General features: G+C 56.5%; 1 rRNA gene. It reads left to right on the top strand.

What is annotated here, in order from left to right:
• Window positions 1-1447 (top strand): 23S ribosomal RNA (locus tag AB0J58_RS45020); the annotation flags it as partial.

Raw genomic sequence — 1447 nt, 5'->3', positions numbered from 1 at the left:
TGTTTGTGATGTGACTGCGTGCCTTTTGAAGAATGAGCCTGCGAGTTATGGTGTGTGGCGAGGTTAACCCGTGTGGGGGAGCCGTAGCGAAAGCGAGTCTGAATAGGGCGTTTGAGTCGCATGCTGTAGACCCGAAGCGGAGTGATCTAGGCATGGGCAGGTTGAAGCGCGGGTAAGACCGCGTGGAGGACCGAACCCACCAGGGTTGAAAACCTGGGGGATGACCTGTGTTTAGGGGTGAAAGGCCAATCAAACTCCGTGATAGCTGGTTCTCCCCGAAATGCATTTAGGTGCAGCGTTGCGTGTTTCTTGCCGGAGGTAGAGCACTGGATGGCTAATGGGCCCGACAAGGTTACTGACGTCAGCCAAACTCCGAATGCCGGTAAGTGAGAGCGCAGCAGTGAGACTGCGGGGGATAAGCTCCGTAGTCGAGAGGGAAACAGCCCAGACCACCGACTAAGGCCCCTAAGCGTGTGCTAAGTGGGAAAGGATGTGGAGTCGCAGTGACAACCAGGAGGTTGGCTTAGAAGCAGCCACCCTTGAAAGAGTGCGTAATAGCTCACTGGTCAAGTGATTCCGCGCCGACAATGTAGCGGGGCTCAAGTACACCGCCGAAGTCGTGGCATTCACACATGTATCCGAGCCTTTGTGGTTTAGGTGTGTGGATGGGTAGGGGAGCGTCGTGCGGCCGGCGAAGCAGCGGAGTGATCCAGTTGTGGAGGCTGTGCGAGTGAGAATGCAGGCATGAGTAGCGAATCAGAAGTGAGAAACTTCTGCGCCGGATGACCAAGGGTTCCTGGGGCAGGCTAATCCGCCCAGGGTAAGTCGGGACCTAAGGCGAGGCCGACAGGCGTAGTCGATGGACAACGGGTTGATATTCCCGTACCCGCTACGATGCGCCAATACTGAATCCAGTGATACTAAGGGTCCTTAAGTCCCTAACGCCCTTCGGGGTGTGGGTGAGACTGAACGCCTGGCCTGAACTGGTAGTAGGTAAGCGATGGGGTGACGCAGGAAGGTAGCCCAGCCCAGGCGATGGTAGTCCTGGGGTAAGCATGTAGGACGTGTTGTAGGCAAATCCGCAACACATTGAGTCTGAGATGTGATGCCGAGCCGATTGTGGCGAAGTGGGTGATCCTATGCTGCCGAGAAAAGCCTCTAGTGAGTGTCGTGGCGGCCCGTACCCTAAACCGACTCAGGTGGTCAGGTAGAGAATACTAAGGCGATCGGGTGAACTGTGGTTAAGGAACTCGGCAAATTGCCCCCGTAACTTCGGGAGAAGGGGGGCCTTCGCTGGTGACGAACCTTTGCGTTCTGAGCTGGTGGGGGTCGCAGAGGCCAGGGGGAAGCGACTGTTTACTAAAAACACAGGTCCGTGCGAAGTCGTAAGACGATGTATACGGACTGACGCCTGCCCGGTGCTGGAACGTTAAGGGGACCGGTTAGT

The sequence above is a fragment of the Streptosporangium sp. NPDC049644 genome, assembly GCF_040675205.1.
Classification (GTDB): Bacteria; Actinomycetota; Actinomycetes; order Streptosporangiales; family Streptosporangiaceae; genus Streptosporangium; species Streptosporangium fukuiense.
This window is presented reverse-complemented; position numbering and strand designations above follow the sequence as displayed.